Consider the following 14,299-nt stretch of genomic DNA (forward strand, 5'->3'; position numbering starts at 1 on the left):
CGTCGAGCTGCTCGTCCGGCGGGTGAGCCTGCTCGGCGGTCGCGTGCGGGTGCTCGTGGACGGCGCGCCGGCGACGCGGCCCGGCGAGCTGGCCGACGCCCTCGTCGAGCCCCTGCGGGCGGCGGGGCGGCCGGTCGTGCGCGTGCGCGCCGACGACTTCCTGCGGCCCGCGTCCGTGCGGTTCGAGCACGGGCGGCAGGACCCCGACGCCTACCTGGAGGACAGGCTCGACCTGGGTGCGCTCGGCCGCGAGGTGCTCGACCCGTTCGTCGCCACCGGCCGGTACCTGCCCACCCTGTGGGACCCGGTCACCGACCGGGCCACCCGCGCGGGGTACGCCCTGGCTCCCGAGGGTGCGGTCCTGGTGCTCGACGGCAGCCTGCTGCTGGGCCGGTGGCTCGACCACGAGCTCGCCGTGCACCTGACGGTCCGGCCGGCCACCCTCGAGCGGCGGACGCCGGCGGAGGACCGGTGGGTGCTGCCGGCGTTCGCGCGGTACGAGGCCGAGATGCTGCCCGCGCAGGTGGCGGACGTCGTCGTGCACGCGGACGACCCGCGGCACCCCGCGCTGCTCATGCCCTGACGGCCGCCTCCATCCGGTCCGCCAGCCGCTGCATGGCGTCGACCAGCTCGGGCGGGCCGACGGCGCGCAGGGGAGCGCCGAACATCGCGAACGTGGCCGCGACGCCGTCCCACGACCAGGCGCTGAGCACCACGCGGCAACGGTCGTCGCCGAGCGGCTCGACCAGCGCGTCCCGGCCCGCCCAGCGGGCGATCTCGGCGGCCGGACGGTCCACCTCGGCCTCCCCGCGCGCGGGCCAGCGGCTGCCGATGCTGCTGAACCGGTCGGCGACGAACGCGGCGACGTCGGGTGCGGGCAGCGCGCGCGGCGCGAACCGCGGTCCCGAGCCGGTCTTCAGCGTCATGCGGTCGACCCGGTACGTGCGCCAGTCGGCGCGGTCCAGGTCGAAGCCGACGAGGTACCAGCGGCCACCCCACGTGACCAGGTGGTGGGCCTCGGCCCGGCGCGGGAGGCCGGTCCCGTTGCCGCCCTCGTAGTCGAACCGCAGGACCTCGTGCGCGCGCACGGCCGACCCCACGCCGAGCAGCACCTGCTGGTCGACCTCGGGGCGGTTGCCGCGCCGGGTCACGGCCGTGACCTGCAGGGCGTCGGCAGCGGACCGCAGCCGCGCCGGCATGACCTGGCGGAGCGTCGCGAGCGCCCGCACCGCGGCCTCGTCGACCCCCGAGACGCCCGTGGACGCGGTCTGCAGGGCGACGACGAGCGCGACGGCCTGCTCGTCGTCCAGCAGCAGCGGCGGCATGTGGGTGCCCGCGTCGAGCCGGTACCCGCCGTCGGGACCCTTCGACGCGTGCACGGGATAGCCCAGCTCGCGCAGCCGGTCGACGTCCCGGCGCACGGTGCGGGGGCTGACGCCGAGCCGGTCGGCCAGCACCCCGCCGGGCCAGTCGCGGCGCGCCTGCAGCAGCGAGAGCAGCGCGAGGAGGCGGGAGGACGGCGTCGACATGTCCCCAGGATCGCACCCGATGGCGGACAGGACCTGACCGCTTCTGCCGCCAGGGTGGGTGCTGTACCCACTCACGAGGGAGAGCACATGATCCAGGCACGAGGACTCACGAAGGACTTCGAGGTGACCCGCACGCAGACCGTGCACGCGGTGCGCGGCATCGACCTCGACATCGCACCGGGCGAGCTGGTCGCGGTGCTCGGGCCGAACGGCGCGGGCAAGACGACCACGATGCGCATGCTCACGACGCTCGTGCGCCCGACCTCGGGCACGGCGACCGTCGCGGGCGTCGACGTCGTGGCGGACCCGGCGACCGTGCGCCGGCACATCGGCTACGTCGGGCAGGGCAACGGCGCGGGGCACCAGCAGCGGGGCGCTGACGAGCTGACGATGCAGGGCCAGGTGTACGGGCTCGACCGCGCCGCGGCCCGGCGCCGGACGGGCGAGCTGCTCGAGGCGCTCGACCTGACCGCGCTGGCCAGGCGGAAGGTCGCCGACCTGTCGGGCGGCCAGCGCCGCCGGCTCGACGTCGCCCTGGGCCTGGTGCACGCGCCGCGTCTGCTGTTCCTCGACGAGCCGTCGACGGGCCTCGACCCGCAGAACCGCGCGAACCTCTGGGACCACATCCTGCGGCTGCGCGCCGAGCACGGCATGACCATCGTGCTCACCACCCACTACCTCGACGAGGCCGACACCATGGCCGAGCGGGTGGTCGTCGTCGACCACGGGCAGGTCATCGCCGACGACACCGCGGACGGGCTCAAGCGCACGCTCGCCGGTGACCGCGTGGTGCTCACGGCCGCCGTCGCGGGGACCGCGGCCCGGGTGGCGTCGATCGTCGAGGCGCTGCCCGGGGCCCGCGACGTGCGGGTCGACGGCGCCCGGGTCGAGGCGCGGGTGGCCGACGCCGCCGCGGCCGTCCCGGAGCTGGTGCTCGCGGCCTCGGCCGCCGGTGCGCCGCTGCTCGAGGCGCTGGCCGTCCGGCCGACGCTCGACGACGTGTTCCTGGCCCTGACCGGCCGCAGCCTGCGCGAGTCCGCCGACGCCACCGAGGAGGCAGCAGCATGACCACCACGACCACCACCCCCGTCGAGACCCCCGTGCTCGCTGCGACGCCGGTCCGCCGGCCGTGGCTCTCCGACGTGCGGCTCGTGATGACCCGCGAGCTGCGCCCCGTCGTCCGCGAGCCGTTCTCGGTCGTGTTCGGTCTGGTCCAGCCGCTGGTGTTCCTGGGGCTGTTCGGCCCGCTGCTGGTGGGGACCTCCGACGGGCTGAGCTCCGCCGAGGTGTGGCAGTGGTTCGTGCCGTCGGTGCTGGTGATGACCACGCTGTTCGGCACGTCGACCACGGGCGCCAACCTGCAGTTCGAGATGCAGACCGGGGCGCACGAGCGCCTGCTGGTGACGCCGTTGTCGCGGTCGGCGCAGCTGGTCGGCCGCTCGCTCAAGGAGATGGTCCCGCTGGCGGCCCAGGCCCTGATCGTCATCGTGGTCATGCTGCCGTTCGGCTTCCGCGCCGATCCCCTCGGGTCCGTGCTCGGCCTGGCGATGCTGGCCGTGCTCGGCGTCGGGCTCGGCTCGCTCAGCTACGCGCTGGCCATCGCCGTGCGCAAGCAGGAGTGGATGTTCTGGGCCGTGCAGCAGACCGTGCTGTTCCCGCTGCTGATCCTGTCGGGCATGCTCCTGCCCCTGGCGTCCGGGCCGCAGTGGATGAAGGTGGCCTCCGCGTTCGACCCCCTGCGGTGGGTGGTCGAGGCCGAGCGCGCCCTGTTCGCGGGCGACCTGACCAGCGGCGCCGTCGCGGCGGGCTGGCTGGCGGCGGTGCTCACGGCGGCGGTCGGGCTGGTGGTCGGGGTGCGGACCCTGCTGCGCAGCACCGACTGACCGCACCTCACACCGCCCGCCCGCCGCGCGTCTTCTTCCGGAGGCGCCCGGCGGGCGGGCGATGTCAGTGGGTGGGGGAATGATGACGACCATGACGGTTCAGGGGGAGCTCGCGGCGGACCTGGAGTACCTGGACGAGGTGCGCGTGGTGCACACGGTGGTGCCCTCGCCGCTCGGGCCCATCACGCTGGTCGCCCACGACGGGGCGCTCAGCGCGCTCCTGCTGCCGGACTCCAAGTACGAGGCGGTGCAGGGCCCGTTCGGGGAGCGCGCGGACGACGAGTTCGACCGGGTGCGCACGCAGCTCGACCAGTACTTCGCGGGCACGCGCACCGAGTTCGACCTGCCGCTGCACCTCGTCGGCACCACGTTCCAGTGCCGCGTCTGGGAGGGGCTGCTGCGCATCCCGTACGGCCAGACGCGGTCCTACGGCGACCTGGCCGCCGAGATCGGGCTCGACCCCCGCACGTCGTCGCGCGCGGTCGGCGCGGCCAACGGGCGCAACCGGATCGCGATCGTGGTGCCGTGCCACCGGGTCATCGGCGCCGACGGGTCCCTCACGGGCTTCGCCGCGGGGCTGGACCGCAAGCGGTTCCTGCTCGGGCTCGAGGCCAAGGGCCGGCCGCGCGAGCACCTGCTGTTCTGAGGGGTTCTCGTCCTGTCCGGACCCGGGCTCCGGTGGCACCATGGGCCCATGGCGCTCGTCCGGTACGTGGCGGCCGCCGCCGAGGCCGCCGGCACCGCCGCCGAGCAGGTCCCCGCCTCGACGGTCGGCGAGCTGCGTGCGCAGGTGCTCACCCGGCACGGCGGCGAGCTCGCGCAGGTGATGGCGGGCTGCGCGTTCGTGGTCGACGGGGTCCGGTCCGACGACGCGACGCACCTGGGTCCCAGCGACGTCGTCGATGTCCTCCCCGGCGGCTGAGGGGACCCCCCGGATGCGTCCCGGGGGCACGCCTGCGAGCGTGTGCGCATGAGGGTCGTCGTCGTCGGTGGCAGTGGCAACCTCGGCACGGCGCTGCTGCGGCGGTTCGCGGACGACGGCACGGTGACCTCGGTGGTCGCCGTCGCCCGGCGGATCCCGCGCACGACGCCCCCCGAGCCGTACGGCGTGGCGTCGTGGGTCGCGTGCGACGTCGCGTCCCCGACGGCCGGCGAGGACCTCGTCCCGGCCCTGGTCGGTGCCGACGCCGTCGTGCACCTCGCCTGGGCCGTGCAGCCCAGCCACGACCGCCGCCGGCTGCGCCAGGTGAACGTCGACGGCGCCCGGAACGTGGTCGAGGCGGCCCGTCGAGCAGGTGTCCCGCACGTCGTGGTGGCCTCCAGCGTCGGCGCCTACTCGCCCGCTCCCGACGACGTCCCACGCGGCGAGGCCTGGCCGACCGACGGTGTGCGGTCCTCGTCGTACTCCGTGGACAAGGCGTCGGTCGAGCGGGTGCTCGACGAGGCCGAGGAGCGTTACCCCGACCTGGCCCTGGCCCGCCTGCGTCCGTCGCTGGTGTTCCAGCGCGCCGCCGGGCAGGAGGTCTCGCGGTACTTCCTGGGGCCCTGGGCGCCGAAGCGCGCGATCCGCGGCTACCTGCCGGCGCTTCCGTGGCCGGCGGGCATGCGGCTGCAGGCCGTGCACGCCGACGACGTCGCCGAGGCGTTCCGCGAGGCGGTCGTCCGGCGGGTGCGCGGGCCGTTCAACGTGGCGGCGCCCGACGTCCTGCGCGGTCAGGAGGTGGCGGACGTCGTCGCGCGGGGCCGGCTGCGCGAGGTCACGGTCGCGCAGGCACGCGCGGTGCTCGCGGTCGCGTGGCACGCCCGCGCGGTGCCCGTCGGGCCGGGGTGGCTGGACATGGCGCTCGCGGCGCCGCTGCTCGACACGTCGCGCGCCGAGCGCGAGCTCGACTGGCGGCCACGCCGCTCCGCGGTCGACGCACTGCGGGACCTGGTGGACGGGATCGGCGCCGGCGCCGGGACGGCGAGCCCGCCCCTGCGGCCGCGCAGGCGCTGACCTGGCATCCTCGACCGCATGACGGACGACATCCCCGCCGAGCGGCACGTCTACGGCCGCCCCGACGCCCCGGTCACCGTGCTCGAGTTCGGCGACCTCGAGTGCCCGTACTGCCGGGCCGCCTCGCCCGTGCTGCGCGAGCTGGTGGACACCTCGGACGGGCAGGTGCGGCTGGTGTGGCGGCACTTCCCGCTGTTCGAGGTGCACCCATACGCGCTGTCGGCGGCGCTCGCGGCGGAGGCGGCCGGCTCGCACGGCAAGTTCTGGCAGATGCACGACGAGCTGATGGCCCACCAGGACCGCCTGGCCGAGCAGGACCTGCGGGCGGCAGCCGTGGCGCTGGGCCTCGATCCCGCCGAGGTGGCGGGCGACGGTGCGCAGGCGTTCGCCCCGGCCATCTCCGCCGACTACGCCGCGGGCGTCGAGGCGGGGGTGCGGGGGACGCCGACGATCTTCGTCGGCGGGACGCGGTTCCACGGCAAGGTCCAGCTGGACCGGCTGCGCGAGGCCGTGGAGGCGGTCCGATGAGGACGGCGCTGGTCACCGGGGCGGGCCGCGGGATCGGCCGCGGAGTCGCGCTCGGGCTCGCGCGCGCCGGGTACGCGGTCGCGCTGGTGGGCCGGACGCGGGCGTACCTGGACGCCGTGGCCGACGAGATCGGCGGGTCGGTGTGCGTGGCGGCGGCGGACCTCGTCGACGGCACGGCGGTGCTCGACGCGGTCGCGCGCGTGGAGGAGGAGCTGGGCGGGATCGGGCTGCTGGTCAACAACGCGGGGGTCATCGAGCGGGCGGAGGTGCCGTTCGCGGAGGACGACGTCGAGGACGCCTGGCGCGTCGTCGAGACGAACGTGCGCGGGCCGATGCTGGTGACGCACGCGGTGCTGCCCGGCATGCTCGCGCGCGGCGAGGGTCGCGTGCTCAACCTCAACTCGGGCGCGGGGCACCGGGCGATGACCGTCTACACCGGGTACGCCGTGAGCAAGGGCGCGCTGGCCCGGTTCACCACACAGCTGGACGCGCAGTACCGCGACCGCGGGATCCGCGTGCTCGACCTCGCGCCCGGGCAGGTGGAGACCGCGATGACCGGGTCGATGCCGATGCACGACGGCCGGACGCAGTGGACGCCGGTCGAGGCCGTCGCGGAGCTGGTCCGGGCCTTCGGCGACGGGGAGCTCGACGCGCTGTCGGGGCGGTTCGTGCGCGCCGGGACCGACACGGTCGAGTCGCTCTTGGCCGCGGCGCCGCGGATCCTCGCGACCGACGCGCGCACGCTGCGCCTGTCCGCGTTCGGCGACGACGACCCGGTGGCCTGATGGAGCCGATCCGCCACCAGCTGGTGGTCGCGTGCACGCCGGTCGAGGCGTTCGACGCCTGGGTCGACGGGATCGGGCAGTGGTGGCACCCCGACTACACGCCCGACCCCGCGGGCTTCCGCGGCGCCGGGATCGAGCCCCGGGTCGGTGGGCGTGTGTACCTGGTCGACGCCGCGCTCGGGGAGGTCGAGTGGGGACGGGTGCTGGCGATCGCCCGCGGCGCGCTGGTGGTGCACACGTCCACCCTCGGGCAGACGCGGGAGCACCCGAGCCGGCTCTCCGTGCAGTTCGTGCCCCTGGACGAGGGCGGCACGCGCGTGGAGCTCGAGCACGGCGGCTGGGACGAGGGGAACGCGGGGGACCGGCACAAGTTCACGGACTGGCCGCTGATCCTCGACCGCTACGCCGCGTTCGTCGCGCGCTCGGCCGGCGACGACCGGTAGCGACCGCCGGAGTCGCAAAGGTGCTGGTCGTGGACACCCGATGTCCGCAATGATCGGTTTGGGGGAGATGTCCCGACCCCGCCCGCTCGTCTCCGCGACTCGAAGGGGTGTCTCTCATGGCTGAGAACCGCAGTGGTCTGGCCGTCGGTCTGACGGTGTTCGCCGGCATCATGATGATGATCGTGGGTGTCCTGCACGCGATGCAGGGTCTGATCGCGATCGTCAACGACACGTTCTACGTGGTCGGCGAGAAGTGGGTGTTCGAGTTCGACGTCACCACCTGGGGCTGGCTCCACATCGTGATCGGCATCGTCGTCGCTCTCGCGGGCATCTTCGTGCTCAGCGGCGCGGTGTGGGCGCGGACCGTCGGTGTGCTGGTCGCCGCCCTCAGCATCCTGTTCAACTTCGCCTGGCTCCCGTACTACCCGGTCTGGAGCGTGATCATCATCGCGCTGGACGTCTTCGTGATCTGGGCCCTCACGGTTCACGGTCGCGACGTCGTCGAGTGAGCCGCGGCGTCCCCGGCGCGCGGCGGCACCGGGCGCACCGCGCCGTCGCCGTCGGGGGGAGCCTCGCGCTGGTGCTCTGCGCGTGCACGGGCACGCAGGAGTCCGACGTCACGGTCGCCCAGGCGGAGGTGTCGGCCAAGGAGAGGGCCTTGGCCGACGCCGAGGAGGCGGCGGCCGCCGCCGCCGGGACGTTCTGCGACGCGAGCTCCGCGTACATCACGGCGCTGGACCGTTACGGGGACGTGCTGAACCAGACGGCGGTGACCGTCGGCGACGTCCGCGTCGCGGGCGACGACCTCGCCAGGCCGGCCGAGACGTCGAAGGACGCCGCGCAGGGCGCCGTCGACGCCCGGGAGGCCGTGGTCGCGGCACAGGACGACCTCGCCGCCGCCCAGGCCGAGCTCGCCGCGGCGCAGGCGGCCGCCGCCGGGCAGCCCGCGCCGGAGCCGGCAGGGTCCTCGCCGACCCCCGTCCCCACCGTCCCGGCGGCCAGCGTGTCGCGCGTCCAGCAGGCCGAGGACGAGTTCGCGACGGCCCGGGCGGGCATCACGGAGGAGACGCCGCTGGTGCAGGCGTCGGAGCAGTTCAACGCGGCCGCGGTGGCGCTCGAGATGGCCTGGCTCCGACTCTTCGCCGACTCGGGGTGCCTCTCCGACGAGCAGCTGGCCCGGGCGAGCGCCACCGTGAGCGCCTACACGGCCGCGCTCCAGCAGTCGCTCACCGACGCCGGGTACTACACGGCCGCGGTCGACGGCATCTACGGTCCGCAGACGGTGGCGGCCGTGCAGGCGTTGCAGAAGGCGAACGGGCTGCCCGAGACCGGGACGGTGGACAAGGCGACCGACGCCGCGCTCCAGGCGGCGCTGGAGGCGAAGGGGGGCGCCGCGGCGAGCGCGTCCACGGCGTCGACGGCGGCGCTCCAGCAGACGCTCGCCCTGGCGGGGTACTGGGACGGTCCCGTCGACGGTCAGTGGTCGGACGAGCTGACGGCGGCCGTCGGCGCGGCGCAGACCGACCTCGGGGTCCCGGTGACGGGCACGGTCGACGCCGCGACCGTCGCGGCGTTCCAGGCCGCCCTGGCGAGCGCGAAGGCGGCCGCCTCTGCCGAGCCGTCGGCCGAGGCGCCGTCGGGCGACCCGTCCGCGACGGAGGGGACGGACGGGGGCTGACCTAGACGGGCGCCCGCCACGGCAGCGGCGGGAGCGGTGGCGGCGCGTCGCTCAGCGGTGAGCACAGCGGCAGCTTCTCGCCGAGCCAGCGCAGCAGGATCGAGCCGAGCACGGCCGCCGTGAGCGAGCCCGCGAGGATGCCGATCTTCGCGTTCTCCAGGTGCACCGGGTCGTCGAACGCCAGGCCGGCGATGAACAGCGAGATGGTGAAGCCGATGCCGGCCAGCACGGCGCCGCCCAGCAGGTGGCCCCAGCGCACCCGGCCGGGCAGCTCGCCCAGGCCCAGCTTGAGCGCCAGCGTGGCGGCGCCGGTGATGCCGATCGCGTTGCCCAGCACCAGCGCGACCGCCACACCGACGGCGAGCCGGGAGTGCGCCGCGGCCTGCAGCGACGAGGCGTTGAGGTGGATCCCGGCGTTGGCCAGGCCGAACAGGGGCACCACGACGAACGCGCTCCACGGGTGCAGCAGGCGCTGCAGCCGGTCGCTGGTGGGCACCGCGGCCCGGGCCGCCAGCTCGGCCAGGTGCTCGCGCTCCGCGGTGGCGTCGTCGATGAGCTTGCGGCCGTACCCGGCGACCTCCTCGATGGTCTCGCGGTCGGCGGGCCGGGCCGGCACCAGCAGGCCGACGATCACGCCGGCCAGGGTCGCGTGCACACCCGACGCCTGCACCGCGAACCACAGCGCGATCCCCGCGATCACGTAGGGCGCCAGCTGCCAGACGTTGAGCCAGCGCAGCACGAGGATCCCGACGACGATCCCACCCGCGACGGCGAGCGCGGTCATGTCCACGTCGGACGTGTAGAAGACCGACATCACCGTGATCGCGCCGATGTCGTCGACGATCGCGAGCGTGAGCAGGAACAGCCGCAGCCGGTCGGGGCACTTGGGGCCGAACAGGGCGAGGATGCCGACGAGGAACGCGGTGTCGGTCGACATCACGACGCCCCAGCCGTGCGCCGCGTCGGTGCCGCCGTTGAACGCGAGGTAGATGAGGACGGGCACCAGCAGGCCGCCGAGCGCGCCGAGGGCCGGAACGGCGACGGTCCGCTTGTCGCGCAGGTCGCCCGTGGTGGCCTCGCGGCTGATCTCGAGCCCGACGACCGCGAAGAAGATCGCCATCGCGGCGTCGTTGACCCACCCGTGCAGGTCGAGGTCGATGCCCCAGGTGCCGATGTGGAACCCCGCGCTGGTGGACCACATCGACTCGTAGACGTCGGCCCACGGCGAGTTCGCCCAGATCAGCGCGACCACCGTGGCGGCCAGCAGGTAGACGGCGCTGCCCGCCTCGTTGGTGAGGAAGTCCTTCACCGAGGGCTGCAGGCCGGGCAGCGAGACCCGCAGTGCCGGGCCGGGGGAGGTCGAGGTCGTCGACATGCGGATCAACGTCGCAGGTGGGCGGCCTCGACGCAACGGGCGTTCGCCGTCGGCGTCAGAAGTCCTTCTCCGGGTCGCCCATCAGCGCCGCGACGTGGTCCGGCACGTACGTCGACAGCTCGCGCGGCGGCCGGACGTAGCCGCTGGACGCCTCCGGCCGCTTCGGCAGGGTGACCTTCTCGTGCGGCACGTCGGTGTACGGGATGGTCGAGAGCAGGTGGCTGATCATGTTGAGCCGCGCGTGCTTCTTGATGTCCGACTCGACGACGAACCACGGGCTGACCGGCACGTCGGTGTGCACGAGCATCTCGTCCTTGGCCTTGGAGTACTCCTCCCACCGGCTGAGCGACGCGGTGTCCATCGGGCTGAGCTTCCACTGCCGCACCGGGTCGTTCAGGCGCGAGCGGAAGCGCTTGAGCTGCTCGGTGTCCGAGACCGAGAACCAGTACTTGCGCAGCAGGATCCCGTCCTCGATGAGCATCTGCTCGAAGATCGGCGTCTGCCGCATGAACCGGCTGTACTCCTGCGGCGTGCAGAACCCCATGACGTGCTCGACCCCGGCCCGGTTGTACCAGGAGCGGTCGAACAGGACGATCTCGCCGGCGGCCGGCAGGTGGGCGACGTACCGCTGGTAGTACCACTGGGTCTTCTCGCGCTCGGTCGGCGTCGGCAGCGCGGCGATGCGCACGACGCGAGGGCTGAGGTACTCGGAGATCCGCTTGATCGTGCCGCCCTTGCCGGCGGCGTCCCGTCCCTCGAAGATCACGACGACGCGGGCGCCGGTCGCCTTGGCCCACAGCTGGACCTTGACCAGCTCGGCCTGGAGGCGGAAGAGCTCGGCCTCGTACACGTCGTTCGGGATCTTGCCCTTCGACTTCTTGCCGGACTTCTTCGCCATGACGGGAACGTACCGTTCGGCGGGGCCGCCCGCCCGGCTTCCGCAGGCGCGGGACGGACAGCGCTGGACAGCCGCACCTGCGGCACTACGATCGCGTTCGTGACCGACTACAGGATCAGCGAGGCGGCCGAGCTGCTCGGCGTGAGCGACGACACCGTCCGACGGTGGGTCGAGTCGGGTGCCCTGACGGCCCGGACCGACGAGGCGGGCCGCAGCGTGGTCGGCGGGGTCGAGCTCGCGGCGCTGGCCGTCGAGCGCGCCCGCACGCCGGAGGACCCGGCCGCGGGCACCAGCTCGGCGCGCAACCGGCTGCCGGGCCTGGTGACGGGGATCCTCACCGACACAGTGATGGCGCAGGTCGAGCTGCAGGCCGGCCCGTTCCGGCTGGTCTCGCTGATGTCGAGCGAGGCGGTCCGGGAGCTGGGCCTCGAGGTGGGCTCGCGCGCGACCGCCGTCGTCAAGGCCACCACCGTCCTGGTCGAGACCCCCCGGACGCAGCGGTGAGGGGGCGCGCGCTCGTCGGTGCGGCCGCCGTGCTGCTCGCGCTCGTCGGCTGCGCGTCGACGCCCGGGACCGCGTCGACCCCGACGCCCACCCCGACCGCGACCGCGCCCGAGCTGACCGGCGAGCTGACGGTGTTCGCCGCGGCGTCGCTGCAGGGCGCGTTCGACGCCCTCGCCGCCGAGTTCGCCTCGGAGCACCCCGGGGTCACCGTGCACCCCGCGACGTACGACGGCTCGTCCACACTGGCCACGCAGCTGGTCGGCGGGGCGTCGGCGGACGTGTTCGCGTCGGCCGACCTGAAGAACATGGCCACGGTGACGGACGCGGGCCTGGCGGTCGGCACGCCGACGGTGTTCACCACGAACACGCTCGAGATCGTGGTCGCGCCGGACAACCCTCTCGGGATCGGCTCGCTGGCCGACCTGGCGGCGCTCTCGACGTCGGGCGGCAAGGTCGTGCTGTGCGCCGCCGAGGTGCCGTGCGGGTCGGCGTCGCACAAGGTCCTCGACGGCGCCGGCCTCACGCTGACGCCGGTGAGCGAGGAGCAGAACGTCAAGGCGGTGCTGACCAAGGTGCAGACCGGCGACGCCGACGCCGGGCTGGTGTACCGGACCGACGTGCTCGCGGCCGGCGACTCGGTCGAGGGCGTCGAGTTCCCCGAGGCCGCCACCGCGGTCAACGAGTACCCGATCGCCGTGCTCTCGGGGGCCGCCGACCCGGACGTCGCGCAGGCGTTCGTCGACCTCGTGCTCTCCGACCAGGGCCGGCGGATCCTCACGGGCCTGGGGTTCACGGCGCCGTGACGTCCAGCCGCGTCCCGGGCCTGCTCTGGCTGCCCGCGGCGCTCGCGGCCGGCCTGCTCGTGCTGCCCGTGGTCGCCCTGGTGGTCCGGGCGGACTGGTCCACCCTGCCCGCCGACATCACGACCCCCGCGGCGCTCGACGCCCTGTGGCTGTCGCTGACCACGTCGGTCGCGGCGACGGGGGTCTGCCTGCTGCTCGGCGTGCCGCTCGCGATCGTCCTGGCCCGGGCCCGGGGCTGGCCGGCCGACGTGCTGCGGGCGCTGGTCACGCTGCCGCTGGTGCTGCCCCCGACGGTCGGCGGCATCGCGCTGTTGTACCTGCTGGGCCGGCGCGGTCTGGTGGGGCAGTCGCTGGACACCTGGTTCGGCCTCACGATCCCGTTCACGACCGCGGCCGTGGTGATCGCGCAGGCGTTCGTCGCCATGCCGTTCCTCGTCCTGTCGGTGGAGGGGGCCCTGCGCACCGCCGGCACCCGGTTCGACGTGGTCGCCGCGAGCCTCGGCGCGGGCCCGTGGACGGTGCTGCGCCGCATCACGATCCCGCTCGTCATGCCCGGGCTGGTCAGCGGCACGGTGCTCTGCTTCGCCCGGGCGCTCGGCGAGTTCGGCGCCACCGCGCTGTTCGCGGGCAACTCCCCGGGCGTCACGCAGACCATGCCGCTGGCCATCTACTCGGCGTTCAACGGCGCCGGCGTCACGCAGGGCACGGCCGTCGCGCTGTCGCTCCTGCTCGTCTTCGCGGCGGTCGCGGTGCTGCTCGCGGCGCGCGCGTGGCGTCCCGGGCGGGCCGCATGACCTCGCTGCACGCCGAGGTCGCGGTCCGCCGGGGCGACTTCGTGCTCGACGTGACCCTGGCCGCCCACCCCGGGGAGATCGTCGCCGTGCTCGGCCCCAACGGTGCGGGCAAGTCGACGCTGCTCGCCGTGCTGGCGGGGCACCTGGTCCCGCACGAGGGCGTTGTGCGGGTGGGGGAGCGGACGCTGACCGCCGTGTGGCACGGCCGGGCGGAGACGGCCGTGCGGCCCGAGCGCCGGTCCGTCGGGCTGCTCGGCCAGGACCCGCTCGTGTTCCCGCACCTGTCCGCGCGGGAGAACGTCGCGTTCGGTCCGCGCGCGACCGGGGTGTCCGCGCCCGCGGCCCGCCGGGCCGCCGACGAGTGGTTGACCGCCGTCGGGCTGGACGGGCTGGCCGACCGCCGACCCGAGGCGCTGTCGGGCGGCCAGCGGCAGCGCGTGGCCCTGGCCCGGGCGCTCGCGGCCGGGCCGGACGTGCTGCTGCTGGACGAGCCGTTCGCCCAGCTCGACGTCCGCACGGCCGCCGAGCTGCGCGAGCTGGTGCGCGACCAGGTGCGCCGCACCCGCACGGTCACCGTGCTGGTCACGCACGACGTGCTCGACGCGGTGACGCTGGCGGACCGGGTGGTCGTCCTGCACGACGGCCAGGTGGTCGAGCAGGGGCGGCCGCTCGACGTGCTCACCGACCCCGTCCACCCGTTCACGGCGGCGCTGGCGGGGGTCAACCTGGTCGTCGGCACCCTCGTCGAGGGGCCTGACGGCGCGACGGTGCTGGCCGGTCCCGACGGGCTGCGCGTGCCGTGCGACGCCGCGCCGGGCGGCCGGGCGCAGGTGACGTTCCCGCCCGGGGCGGTCGTCGTGGGGGACGCCGACGGGTGGGCCGCGCGCGTGGTCGACCTCGAGCCCGGCACCACGGGCGTGCGCCTGCGGACCACGGGTGACGTGCTCGTGGACCTGCCCCCGGCGCAGGTCGCGGTGCTCGGCCTGCACGTCGGCGCGACCGTCCGGCTGAGCGTCCCCACGGAGCACGTGCGGGTCCGCGCGCTCGCCTGATCTCACAGGCGCCCGCGGCACCCGGTGCGCG

Annotated in this window: 18 protein-coding genes; 15 read left to right on the forward strand and 3 right to left on the reverse strand. The window is 74.8% G+C overall.

Annotated elements, in window-relative coordinates; genetic code table 11:
• Positions 1–22: 22 nt before the first annotated feature.
• Positions 23–583: a uridine kinase gene (locus AB5970_RS13735; protein WP_370504513.1), complete on the forward strand. Its 561-nt coding sequence runs from the start codon at positions 23–25 to the stop codon at positions 581–583.
• On the opposite strand, the gene AB5970_RS13740 is transcribed toward AB5970_RS13735, so the two are convergent.
• Entirely contained in the window at positions 573–1,529 is a 957-nt protein-coding gene (locus tag AB5970_RS13740) for a helix-turn-helix transcriptional regulator (protein WP_370504514.1), read from the reverse strand. The two genes, AB5970_RS13735 and AB5970_RS13740, sit on opposite strands and share 11 nt — an antisense overlap.
• A gap of 87 nt (positions 1,530–1,616) precedes the next feature.
• Between AB5970_RS13740 and AB5970_RS13745 the strand changes: the two genes are divergently transcribed.
• The 10 genes from AB5970_RS13745 (at position 1,617) to AB5970_RS13790 (ending at position 8,842) form a co-directional block, all read left to right on the forward strand.
• Positions 1,617–2,597 carry an ATP-binding cassette domain-containing protein gene (locus AB5970_RS13745; protein ID WP_370504515.1) on the forward strand — a complete coding sequence of 327 codons (981 nt, stop codon included), beginning with the start codon at positions 1,617–1,619 and terminating at the stop codon, positions 2,595–2,597.
• Complete coding sequence (locus tag AB5970_RS13750; RefSeq protein WP_370504516.1) at positions 2,594–3,412, forward strand: ABC transporter permease; 819 nt, start codon at positions 2,594–2,596, stop codon at positions 3,410–3,412. The genes AB5970_RS13745 and AB5970_RS13750 overlap by 4 nt, the downstream gene beginning before the upstream one ends.
• 91 nt (positions 3,413–3,503) lie before the next feature.
• Positions 3,504–4,058, forward strand: a complete 555-nt coding sequence (locus AB5970_RS13755) for a methylated-DNA--[protein]-cysteine S-methyltransferase (protein ID WP_370504517.1) — start codon at positions 3,504–3,506, stop codon at positions 4,056–4,058.
• A 48-nt stretch (positions 4,059–4,106) separates the two neighbouring features.
• On the forward strand, positions 4,107–4,334 hold the full coding sequence (locus tag AB5970_RS13760) for a MoaD/ThiS family protein (protein ID WP_370504518.1): 228 nt from the start codon (positions 4,107–4,109) through the stop codon (positions 4,332–4,334).
• 48 nt (positions 4,335–4,382) lie between these two features.
• The gene (locus tag AB5970_RS13765; protein WP_370504519.1) at positions 4,383–5,408 is read left to right on the forward strand and encodes an NAD-dependent epimerase/dehydratase family protein; all 1,026 of its coding nucleotides are present in this window, start codon (positions 4,383–4,385) and stop codon (positions 5,406–5,408) included.
• 18 nt (positions 5,409–5,426) lie between these two features.
• Positions 5,427–5,936 (forward strand): DsbA family protein, encoded by a 510-nt coding sequence (locus tag AB5970_RS13770; protein WP_370504520.1) that lies wholly within the window; start codon positions 5,427–5,429, stop codon positions 5,934–5,936.
• Positions 5,933–6,721 carry an SDR family NAD(P)-dependent oxidoreductase gene (locus AB5970_RS13775; protein WP_370504521.1) on the forward strand — a complete coding sequence of 263 codons (789 nt, stop codon included), beginning with the start codon at positions 5,933–5,935 and terminating at the stop codon, positions 6,719–6,721. The genes AB5970_RS13770 and AB5970_RS13775 overlap by 4 nt, the downstream gene beginning before the upstream one ends.
• A complete protein-coding gene (locus AB5970_RS13780) occupies positions 6,721–7,164 on the forward strand; it encodes an SRPBCC domain-containing protein (protein WP_370504522.1) in 444 nt (147 codons plus the stop codon). Before AB5970_RS13775 ends, AB5970_RS13780 begins: the two co-directional genes overlap by 1 nt.
• Before the next feature lie 116 nt (positions 7,165–7,280).
• Positions 7,281–7,673, forward strand: coding sequence for a DUF7144 family membrane protein (locus AB5970_RS13785; protein ID WP_370504523.1), 393 nt, complete (start codon positions 7,281–7,283; stop codon positions 7,671–7,673).
• Positions 7,670–8,842 (forward strand): peptidoglycan-binding domain-containing protein, encoded by a 1,173-nt coding sequence (locus AB5970_RS13790; protein ID WP_370504524.1) that lies wholly within the window; start codon positions 7,670–7,672, stop codon positions 8,840–8,842. The genes AB5970_RS13785 and AB5970_RS13790 overlap by 4 nt, the downstream gene beginning before the upstream one ends.
• A 1-nt stretch (position 8,843) precedes the next feature.
• Here AB5970_RS13790 and nhaA read toward each other — a convergent pair whose 3' ends face one another.
• Positions 8,844–10,217 (reverse strand): Na+/H+ antiporter NhaA, encoded by a 1,374-nt coding sequence (nhaA, locus tag AB5970_RS13795; RefSeq protein WP_370504525.1) that lies wholly within the window; start codon positions 10,215–10,217, stop codon positions 8,844–8,846.
• A 55-nt stretch (positions 10,218–10,272) separates the two neighbouring features.
• The gene (gene ppk2, locus AB5970_RS13800; RefSeq protein ID WP_370504526.1) at positions 10,273–11,115 is read right to left on the reverse strand and encodes a polyphosphate kinase 2; all 843 of its coding nucleotides are present in this window, start codon (positions 11,113–11,115) and stop codon (positions 10,273–10,275) included.
• 99 nt (positions 11,116–11,214) lie between these two features.
• Here ppk2 and AB5970_RS13805 point away from each other — a divergent pair, with 99 nt between their 5' ends.
• From AB5970_RS13805 to AB5970_RS13820, 4 genes are read left to right on the forward strand one after another with little or no spacing between them, the layout of a single operon-like run.
• The gene (locus AB5970_RS13805) at positions 11,215–11,619 is read left to right on the forward strand and encodes a TOBE domain-containing protein (protein WP_370504527.1); all 405 of its coding nucleotides are present in this window, start codon (positions 11,215–11,217) and stop codon (positions 11,617–11,619) included.
• Positions 11,616–12,422 (forward strand): molybdate ABC transporter substrate-binding protein, encoded by an 807-nt coding sequence (gene modA / locus AB5970_RS13810; protein ID WP_370504528.1) that lies wholly within the window; start codon positions 11,616–11,618, stop codon positions 12,420–12,422. The genes AB5970_RS13805 and modA overlap by 4 nt, the downstream gene beginning before the upstream one ends.
• Positions 12,419–13,216 carry an ABC transporter permease gene (locus AB5970_RS13815; protein WP_370504529.1) on the forward strand — a complete coding sequence of 266 codons (798 nt, stop codon included), beginning with the start codon at positions 12,419–12,421 and terminating at the stop codon, positions 13,214–13,216. Before modA ends, AB5970_RS13815 begins: the two co-directional genes overlap by 4 nt.
• On the forward strand, positions 13,213–14,268 hold the full coding sequence (locus AB5970_RS13820) for an ABC transporter ATP-binding protein (RefSeq protein ID WP_370504530.1): 1,056 nt from the start codon (positions 13,213–13,215) through the stop codon (positions 14,266–14,268). Before AB5970_RS13815 ends, AB5970_RS13820 begins: the two co-directional genes overlap by 4 nt.
• Positions 14,269–14,299: the final 31 nt, after the last annotated feature.

The organism is Cellulomonas sp. ICMP 17802 (genome assembly GCF_041295535.1).
Taxonomy (GTDB): Bacteria; Actinomycetota; Actinomycetes; order Actinomycetales; family Cellulomonadaceae; genus Cellulomonas.